This window comes from Ruegeria sp. CDSA020 (genome assembly GCF_059612345.1).
Genome location: NZ_JBXWQK010000019.1, coordinates 1 through 8,777, shown reverse-complemented (window position 1 = coordinate 8,777; position 8,777 = coordinate 1). Strand labels below are relative to the sequence as shown.

Here is an 8,777-nt window from a genome sequence, read left to right as displayed (position 1 = left end):
CGCGGGATGGAGCAGCCCGGTAGCTCGTCAGGCTCATAACCTGAAGGTCGTAGGTTCAAATCCTACTCCCGCAACCAAACTTTAAGGTCGAATATCAAGCACTTAGCGCCCAATGGGGCGCTTCTTGCGTTTAGGGCATCCTCACCCGGTGCTACAACGGTGCTACTTTCGTAGGTATCTCTTACAGATTTAGTTCCAGAGAGATTAACGTCCAAGCGTGTTGGGATCCCGGTTTTCAAGTTGAACGCGCCGCAACGCACAAACTTGGCTGTAGGCGCCGCGACCTTAGCAAGTGGCGCGGCGTGCAATTTGTGTGATTCAAGAGAAGCAGCTATTTCCCTTTTTCTGGTGGAGTGCGACTATCGTTCTCAAGAAGTTGGTTCATTCCGCCATCAAAGCCGTTCTTTTGCAATTGTGCCATTGCGGTGTCAGATGCTTCTTTAGCGGAAATAAAGGCTCTTCCATTTTCAATGAGATCTTTGGCGTTTTCCCAATTGTCCGGCACAGGAACCAACAAATCCCTCACATGACTAGGCTCTAGATGTTGTTGAATCGCACCGTATTCGTTTTTCATCATCTGATCGTGCGCATTGCTGGAAAGAAGAAAAGCAGCAACATAAGCGCGAATATGTTCAGATGGTATCCGGACACGTATCATGTCGTCTGAAACAATTTGCCCGTCCATTTCTGACGAGACATAGGCTAGACGTCCGATCGATCCTGACCGTGTTAGAAGAAGGTCTCCTTGGCGGACTGTGACGACCTTGAAGTCTTTCAACTGCTTTTTGTTTGCTCTAGCTAAATCAACGTACTTAGCCGAGTCGCGTTTGTCTTGAAGCATTGCTGAAGGTGTAAAATAGCCGACCACATTGGTTCCATCACTTTCTGAGTGCACAATAACATTTTCTGTTTTCAGCCGAGGTCCTTTGAAAATAGATACGCCTGCTTCGATATGGCCTAGGTCTGTAACACTCCAACCCAAAATTTCTTCAAATAAGCGCACCTGTTCTATCGATTCATTCAAATGTGGGGAATAGAATTGAGGGTTGATGTTGAGCTTATTCGTTATTTCAGACCGCTTAACTGGGTACCGGAACTGTGATGGAGTAAGCGTACCGTCCCTTGCTGCTTGAAAGTCTGCAACAATATCATCGAGATCCTGGTCGAGTTCGTCCGTGATGGTCCCATCATCCGCCATCCGGAAAACGGGTACCCCCTCAGAATCCTGGCCAACTTTTTGCGAGGCGGCCATGAATATCTCGTAGTCAGGATCGTCTTCATTTCTTTCCTCTTCCGTTTTCTTTGTAATGAAAATGATGCAGGTACGTACACCTGTATCAGGCTGGAAAGAATCTTTATGCAGGGTGATAACGCCGTCGAGAAATGCATTTTCGAACAACATTTGTCGCGCAATCAGCGCCTGTGTTGTGTCTAGGAAAGATTTAGGAAGAACTATTCCCATTCTACCGCCGTCTGCGAGCCAGTCCAAACACCGTTCAAAGAACAGGAGTTCGGGTCCTTGCTGGGGCATGAACGCCTCACCAATTTTTGCTTGCCCATCTTCAACAACGAAACGTTTTGCAGTTTCAAAATTAGCAAGGATATGGGGATCGGCTACTCTAGAATCGCCTTGTCCTGCAAAAGGCGGATTCGTCAAAATGACTTTTGGCACACCTTGAGAGCACCGAGAGACTATCCATGGATCGAGAACAGAATATGAGCCAAGTGAATTGCCTTTCGTCATCCCAGCGTGACCGTCGCCATTGAGTAGCATTGCTGTCTTAGCGAGCTTCACGAGGCGCGGGGATATCTCAGAAAGAAATACATCATTCTTGGCGTTGTCGAGTTGACGTTCTCTTTGCGCTGTTCCGGCCTTAGTCGTTTCAATGACGGTGCGTCGGACATGCCGAAATGCGGCGGCAACAAATCCACCGGAGCCACCGGCGGGATCGAGGATTTTTTCGCCAACTTGTGGATCAATTATACGCACCATCGCGGAGACAATAAGGCGGTTGGTAAAGAACTGGCCGCGCTGGCGTTTCAGGTTTTGATGAGTGTATTGCTCATATGCAGCTCCCATAACATCCCAATCATCGGCATCTTCATAGCCAACGACAAGCGACCAGGGCTGCAACACGGTAATTACTTCTACGATCGCTTCGTCAGGAACCTCGATTTTCTCTCCTTCAGGAAAGACTTCTCTGTAGCGTTCAGCAAATTCATCGAATAGACCGCGCACGCGTTTTGCCGCAGTCGTGCGCCCTTCCGTGGTCTCATATTCTTCCTGCGTGATATAGAAGGCTGGAAAGTCACCTGGCGCCGATTCATCGTGGATTTTTGCGAGAAGAATACGCACCATGTCCATGGTGATGTCGTAGTCGTAATTCTCCATCCCTCGGCCGTACAATTTGCTGTTACACAACTTGAACAGTCGACGGATGTTGTGGGGCTTATCGAGTTCAGATTTTTTGCGGCGCGTTATCGCTCCCCAATTCTCATCCGCGCGTGGTATTTCAGTAACCGGCAATAACTCGTGGAGTTTGCGATCTACTCGGTAGAATTTCGTGTCGGCTTTGTCGCCCTCAGTTCCATTAGTCCAGACCCCACCTGGTGCATTTGTTGAGAAGATGTAGCTAACAAGTTGATTATATCCACTCGTTTCTTCTGGCTTCTTGCATTCAACAACGAAAGTGATGCGCCCCTGATCGCGCTTCGCCGCTGCATTGCGATTTGAATAGACTACGAGATCAGCTCGGACCGGTTTTCCCTCTTTGTCAATAAGCTGTTTGCTGCCATGATATATAGGGACCTCTCTTCGAATTCGATTTGCTGGATAGTCGTACTCATTCATGAGGATCGCGATGAACTCTTGCCGCACAGATTCTTCAGGGGTTGCCGGAAGCGGAGTTCCGTCCGTTAGGCAAATGTATTTTCCCTCTTCATTCAAAGTAGGGTGAACATCCTCACGACGCTTTGAGGCTTTGGGCATTAAGTACTCTCTCCTTGAATACGAACTCAGAGTCCTAAATCAGACTGTGGAAAAGTGGCGGTCGCCTAGGCTTGTATCTAGAAATATGTCTTCATTCCACTGTGGATAAACAATTTTTTTGACTTTGGCTCTGATCACGCCATTGATCTCAAGTTCAGATTTCAACCGAAGGCGGATTGTTCTCTCTCTTTTAAATCCTTGTCCATTTGCTGTCTGCCCGTCCACCAGTATCCACCTTCAAACCCTGCAGAATTTGCGGGCGGAAAGAAGGTGAATAGATAGGCTATTTGACCGACAAGGACATCTTAACGGACCCAATTTTCCATTTGGCAGAAAGAGTTTCCCCATTTGAATAGTTCGCATGAACGACCACGCTGACAAAACCGACAAAACCGACAAAACCCCGGACCAAGTGGCCAAAATCATGGTTTTGTCAGTTAAGTCAGTTTTGTCAGCGGTCAGGAGGTGGCTCGCAATACAGCCGGATTGACCAGGAACAACTTGCTTGGTCGCCCTCCTTGCGGACCGGCATTCCCCTCCACCTGCCGGATCACCTCCGCCTCGGTGAGAACGGCCAGCGCCGGGTTAAGGTCGGTCGCTGTCGTCAGCCCCTTGCGGTCCAGGCGCATGACCTCCCGCGAGGAAAAACGCTCCCAGGCATGTTCCTGGATCACAGTTAGCAGCCGCCGCGCGGCCTGTTCAGGCTTTGACAGGCTGGCATCTGCATACGCGCGCTTTGCCATAGGCAAGGCATAGTCTTGGATCAACAGAACCGCCCTGGCGAACGTTCCCGCGTCGATCTCGGTGGGTTCCATATCCTGACCGGCCAGCCAATCGAGATAGGTTAGGATCAAGGAGAGACGCACGGCGATACCTGGGAGCTTCCCGATGAATGAAAGCAACAAGCCTTCCGCCTCGCTTTCCCACCTGCGCACGGCGTGGCGGAATGTGTCGAGGTGATCCCGTGCCGTGTCTGAGAAGGGGACAAGCCAGGGACGCAACTCGTCCCTTTCATTGGTTGCCATGTTCAGGCTGTGCAGCCGCGACAAGGCGGTATCAATGAAATCTTCATCGGGCAGCCCCTGGGGGCGACGGATCGGGGCAGGGTCCGGCCAGAGCGGCAGAAAGCGCGCAAGCAAGCCATCGTCATCCGACTTCAAAAGCAAGCTTCGCAGCCGGTCAGGTTGAATGCCGCCGACAACACCGATGGAGAGCTGATCAACATGTACAGGAGGGCGCCCCATGCGTTCCACGGTATGACCACGCCCACCATAGGCTTCCAGCCAGAAGGGGCGATCCGTGCCGCCGCCCGCATAGCGCGTCATGCCTTGTAGCCATCCGGCCAGCTCATCGCGGGTGAGAAGTGTTCCGCGTGGTTGTTCCGCCAGGATAACGGCGAGGCGTTCTACCGTAGCGTCTGCAATTGCTAGGCGCGGCAAGAATGGCTCGGGTCCAACATTCGCCTCGTCCGGCCGGGCCGGGGTTTCCTCACCGTCCTTCACAGCGCGCTTGACGCTTTCCTTCCAGGCGCTCTCCGCGATCTTGGCAAGTTCAGCAGCCTCGGCCCAGGTGGCGCGCTCCGTCTCTACCGCGCGGCGTAGTTCCCGCTCTACCTGGCGTAGGGGCGTAAGCACGGCGTCCAGGCCGGGCGACTTGTTGCTGGAGGGGTTGCCTACCCCCATGGTCCAAAGAATGGGTGGCTCGGCCCAGCCCGCCCAGGGCATGACCCACCGGGTATTCCCTATCGCCGCGCCTACCCCGGGTAAGAGGGCTGCCAATACGTAGTCCGGCGGCGCGGATTTGGCTCCTGCCGCGCAGGTGACCCAGTCCGCCCACCGCGCGCCAAAGACCTCTTCCAGCGGAAGCCTGGGCGGTGACGGGAGTTCGTCACGCAGAAAGCGCGGGGCTGGGGCGGGCCAATCTGGTGTGAAGCTGTGAAGTTTGGGCGCGGGGGTCATGCGGTCACCGCCTTTCTAGTCAATACATCGTTCCAGTCGAAGCCGTCAGGCGGGGGAAGAATGGACACACGCCAGCCAAGCGCATGAGCGCGGGTTGCCAAGGTCTCGGCAGCGTCACGGCCCACGGGGTCACCATCGGGGGCGACGATCAATTCGCCAGGTTGTGAGGGCAGATCGAGTGCGGCCATGCCACTGGCGCTCAGCGCCGCCCAGACCTGGGCGGGGTGATCGAGAACGCCGCTGAGAAGGGACAGACCGGTTTCAACCCCTTCGGTGACGACAAGCGGGCCGGGGCCTTTAGATAGGTGGACTGCGCCGCCCTTGGCGGGTCCCAGCATGGCCTTGGCGGGGGTCACGTTAGCCTTTGCCAATCCGTCGCTTATTAGGTAGGTGCGATGGACGGCAAATCCCGGCCTATTCCCCCTAATAGTTATATAGGAGATCAGGGCTGGGTAACGCTTACCCGTTTGGTGCCAGCAAGTCCCTAGGTAACGCAACGTATAGGGCAGGGCGCAGATGATCCCGCGTCCCCTTAGATAAACCTCAGCAATTGTGCCTTTAACCGGGCACGCCTCTTGCCACAGGCTCCGCGCCTGACCGGAGCGTTTAACCAGGTACGCGCGTTCAGCTTCTCGCCGCTCTTCCTGGCAGAACACGCCAACAGGTTTGAACGGAGCCGATCCTGCGATCAGACCGCGCCCGCGAAGCGCTGCCAGGATTTCCGCGAAGTCGCATCCCGAATGGCAGTGCAGGAGCAACCGCCCGTCCGCGCCATCCGCCAGGCTCAGGCTTGGGCTCTGGTCGTCATGGGCGGGACAACAAGCCGTGCCCCGGTTGCCCGACCATCTGCCGCCAAGGGCGACAGTGAGTGTGCAGGCATCCGTCATTCACCGCCCTCCCGCTTGAAGCGTTCTTGTAGGTCGCGGAGAACTTGCGGCTCAGCGCCGATATGCGAGCGGTGGAGTCGGATCAGGGCGGCAGTAGCCGAGCGTGTCCCACGCCGTCCCCACGCCCGCAAATCCGGGTCGTCGCCGCTGGAACATCCATTGAATGTCATCGCGGCAGACCGCGACGCGGTATCTGCCCAGGTCGATAATCACGCCGCGATAGCCGTCTGAGGTTTCGCGGTGGTCGGTTCCCGGCACTACCTGACTAGCAGGCAAGCCTTCTCCGTTGCCAGCCTTGCGGCTGACTTCCGTTCTTACATCGATGTTCATGGGATTAGCTCGTCGTTATGCGGGGGCTAGAGGGCGCGCACTTAGGAGTGCCGCTAATAAGCGGGTGTGCCTGGGCGGGAGCCGCAAAGCTCCACTGCCCAGTCAGGTGGTTAGTATCAGTTGTCATTTGCGGCCATCTCCTGCAGGCGGGAGATCTCGAATGCCTCCACGTCCGAGACGCGATAGCGCACCAGACGTCCGACCTTCACGTAAGGCAGCGGATAACGTTTGGTGCACCGCCAGGTGCTTAGGGTCGTCGTCGAGACCCCAAGGCGGATTGCCACGTCTTGCGGGGTCAGGAGGTTTGTCTTGCTTTTGAACATGTTGGTGTTTCTCCATAGTGTTGCGTGTATGGAGAAAAGTGTGCGGCGAACTTGAATAAATTCCCATCAAAACTGGGTCCATGTTCTTAGGGGGCAACGCTTACGGTTTGCCCCTCTCGTTTTTGTACCCATTTCAGATTTTGTTGATATCGCGAATGGCGGTCGCAATTCGTCTTTCTGTCACCAGCGGGTCAAGAGTGGTCATTACCAGATGCGCGGCTTGGATCGCGTCGCCCACAAAGCCCCCAATATCCGAGTAGTATTTTCCGGCATTGAACGGCTTATCGCTGTTCATAACCCAAACGCGCCGAAAGGACTTTAGCGCGTCAGCCAAGCAAAATGCTTCTACGCGCCTCTTGTCGTCTGGTGTTGCGAACCAAGCTATCATGTCTTGATATTGCGAAGTTGCGTCTTCACTGTCAGCAGCGAACGGTTCAATCGCTAACCTGTCTGCCGTTGCGGCTGTCGCCTCAACAAGTTGGTGTAGCTGCCGCAAAGGGCTGCGCGGTCCGCCCCGTTCGAACATGCGCTTGAACCGCAACTCTCCCGGTCCTCTGCGACCTTCCGGTGGGTTGGCTAGATCGAGGATGAGCCGCTGATCCGCATTTCCGTTGGCCATAAGGCCTTCTAATGCTTTTGCGTAAGACTTGGCGGCCTCACCAAAGCGGACCATTCGTTTCCATTCGGCTTTTCCGGGCGGGCGCCTTGTCGCAAAAAACCTTGCTGCCAAATAGTGCCTGACCGTGATCTGAAGGCCCCGTTTCAAAGCCCAGAGCCTTGCTCGAGGGCCCATAATCCCAATCAATTGCTCTAGTTTCGCGTCATTAAAGAGGATGAGGGTGTCCCGATCAATGTCATCGCTTTCGTTGAGCCATTGCCATGCTGGTTGCTCGCTTCGATTAGCTGTCATCCTGTCGCATATACCCAAACATTACGTCAGTCGCTTTGTTCACGGATTCTCGGACGGGGTCCAGATTGAGGCGGGCATAAATTGCGGTGGATTGCTGGCTGCGGTGACCCAGGGACTTGCCGATGATGTAGCCATTTGCCCCTGTCGCTGCTTGGTAGCTACCTAACGTACGGCGCAGGTCATGTATACGTAGGTCTTCGATCCCTGCTTCAGTCAATATACGTTTCCAGGCTTTCTTAGGGTCAGCTAAATGACCTTTGGCACCAGAGCCTGGAAACACCCAGGGGCTTTCCGAGATGAGCTTGCGTTCCTTCAGAAGTTCGACCGCCTGTTTTGGCAGGTGAACGGTCAGAGGGTCGGAATTTTTGGTTTGTTCAATCCGCCAGGTCTCGGTGGAGAAATTGATCTCTTTCCACCGCATCGCCAGGAGATTGGATTTCCGCGCGCCGGTCAGCAGCGACAGCATGAAGAAATCCCGCGCAGTTTCGTTGGGCTCATTTGCCAGGGCTTCAAAGAAGCGGGGTAACTCGTCCGGCTGCAAAAATCGGTCCCGGCTTTGTTCCCTGAACTTCTTGATGCCGTCGGCAGGATTTGTGCCATCCCATCCCCATTCAATCGCTTTATTGAAAATGGCCCTAATCCGCTCCAACAGGCGGTTTGCCTGGTATTGCCCATTCTCTTTGCCAACCTTGGCGTGAAGGCGGTCAACGTCTGCTTTCTCAATGCTGGATATCTTACGCTTGAACCAATGCGAGAGGAACTTGTTTACCTCCCGCTCATCGTATTCCCAAGAGCGCTTATGCACCTTGGAATATTTATCCAAGTATTCGGAAAACAGTGCCCCAAAACTCATCTCGTCGCGTATGGCACGCTTTTCTTTCTGGGGGTTCTTGCCGCTGGCAATCTTGCCTTTGGCTTCTGCCGCTAGCTTGCGCGCGTTCTCGACGCTCAAATCGGGAAAGCGCCCCAACAGCACCCGCTCCGGTTTGCCGTCAATGCGTTTGTAGAGATAGAAGGATTTGGTGCCGGTGGCGGTCACCGCCATCTGCAATCCTTTCTCGCGTTCATCGTAGTAATAATCCCGACCTTTCTTGGCGGCAGGGGCTTTCAGTAGGGCGGCTTTGGTGAAATTCAGGTGGTGGCTTGCCATGCTGCTCAGAATCCTTGGTGCTACATTGGTGCTACACTAGAGAGCAAATTTGGACAATGTGGAGAGTGTGGGAAATAAGTTAAAATAGGAATAACATACTGATAAAACTAATAAGAAATCACTTCAGCAAACATAAGCAAACATACGACCATGAGGCTCATAACCTGAAGGTCGTAGGTTCAAATCCTACTCCCGCAACCAGGTCGAATAATATCAACACAGCCAGTTCA

7 protein-coding genes and 1 tRNA gene are annotated in these 8,777 nt (G+C 54.1%); 1 reads left to right on the top strand and 7 read right to left on the bottom strand.

The window, feature by feature from the left end; all coding sequences use genetic code 11:
* Positions 1-77, top strand: a tRNA-Met gene (locus tag AC2FJW_RS19575).
* Positions 78-331: 254 nt separating this feature from the next.
* Here the strand turns inward: AC2FJW_RS19575 and AC2FJW_RS19570 are convergent.
* From AC2FJW_RS19570 to AC2FJW_RS19540, 7 genes are all read right to left on the bottom strand, one after another.
* Entirely contained in the window at positions 332-2,989 is a 2,658-nt protein-coding gene (locus tag AC2FJW_RS19570; protein WP_496751187.1) for an N-6 DNA methylase, read from the bottom strand.
* 458 nt (positions 2,990-3,447) lie between these two features.
* The gene (locus AC2FJW_RS19565) at positions 3,448-4,947 is read right to left on the bottom strand and encodes a YfjI family protein (RefSeq protein ID WP_496751186.1); all 1,500 of its coding nucleotides are present in this window, start codon (positions 4,945-4,947) and stop codon (positions 3,448-3,450) included.
* Positions 4,944-5,834, bottom strand: a complete 891-nt coding sequence (locus AC2FJW_RS19560; protein ID WP_496751185.1) for a DUF7146 domain-containing protein — start codon at positions 5,832-5,834, stop codon at positions 4,944-4,946. Before AC2FJW_RS19560 ends, AC2FJW_RS19565 begins: the two co-directional genes overlap by 4 nt.
* Before the next feature lie 51 nt (positions 5,835-5,885).
* On the bottom strand, positions 5,886-6,164 hold the full coding sequence (locus tag AC2FJW_RS19555) for a hypothetical protein (RefSeq protein WP_496751183.1): 279 nt from the start codon (positions 6,162-6,164) through the stop codon (positions 5,886-5,888).
* 116 nt (positions 6,165-6,280) lie between these two features.
* Entirely contained in the window at positions 6,281-6,487 is a 207-nt protein-coding gene (locus AC2FJW_RS19550; protein WP_496751182.1) for a helix-turn-helix transcriptional regulator, read from the bottom strand.
* A gap of 133 nt (positions 6,488-6,620) precedes the next feature.
* Positions 6,621-7,415 carry a hypothetical protein gene (locus AC2FJW_RS19545; protein WP_496751180.1) on the bottom strand — a complete coding sequence of 265 codons (795 nt, stop codon included), beginning with the start codon at positions 7,413-7,415 and terminating at the stop codon, positions 6,621-6,623.
* Positions 7,387-8,547: a tyrosine-type recombinase/integrase gene (locus AC2FJW_RS19540; RefSeq protein ID WP_496751178.1), complete on the bottom strand. Its 1,161-nt coding sequence runs from the start codon at positions 8,545-8,547 to the stop codon at positions 7,387-7,389. The genes AC2FJW_RS19545 and AC2FJW_RS19540 overlap by 29 nt, the downstream gene beginning before the upstream one ends.
* Positions 8,548-8,777 lie beyond the last annotated feature (230 nt).

Excerpts from the sequence above, each read along its gene's own strand:
- AC2FJW_RS19570 (WP_496751187.1), bottom strand. The coding sequence starts at position 2,989 with ATGCCCAAAGCCTCAAAGCGTCGTGAGGATGTTCACCCTACTTTGAAT.
- AC2FJW_RS19565 (WP_496751186.1), bottom strand. The coding sequence starts at position 4,947 with ATGACCCCCGCGCCCAAACTTCACAGCTTCACACCAGATTGGCCCGCC.
- AC2FJW_RS19560 (WP_496751185.1), bottom strand. The coding sequence starts at position 5,834 with ATGACGGATGCCTGCACACTCACTGTCGCCCTTGGCGGCAGATGGTCG.
- AC2FJW_RS19555 (WP_496751183.1), bottom strand. The coding sequence starts at position 6,164 with ATGAACATCGATGTAAGAACGGAAGTCAGCCGCAAGGCTGGCAACGGA.
- AC2FJW_RS19550 (WP_496751182.1), bottom strand. The coding sequence starts at position 6,487 with ATGTTCAAAAGCAAGACAAACCTCCTGACCCCGCAAGACGTGGCAATC.
- AC2FJW_RS19540 (WP_496751178.1), bottom strand. The coding sequence starts at position 8,547 with ATGGCAAGCCACCACCTGAATTTCACCAAAGCCGCCCTACTGAAAGCC.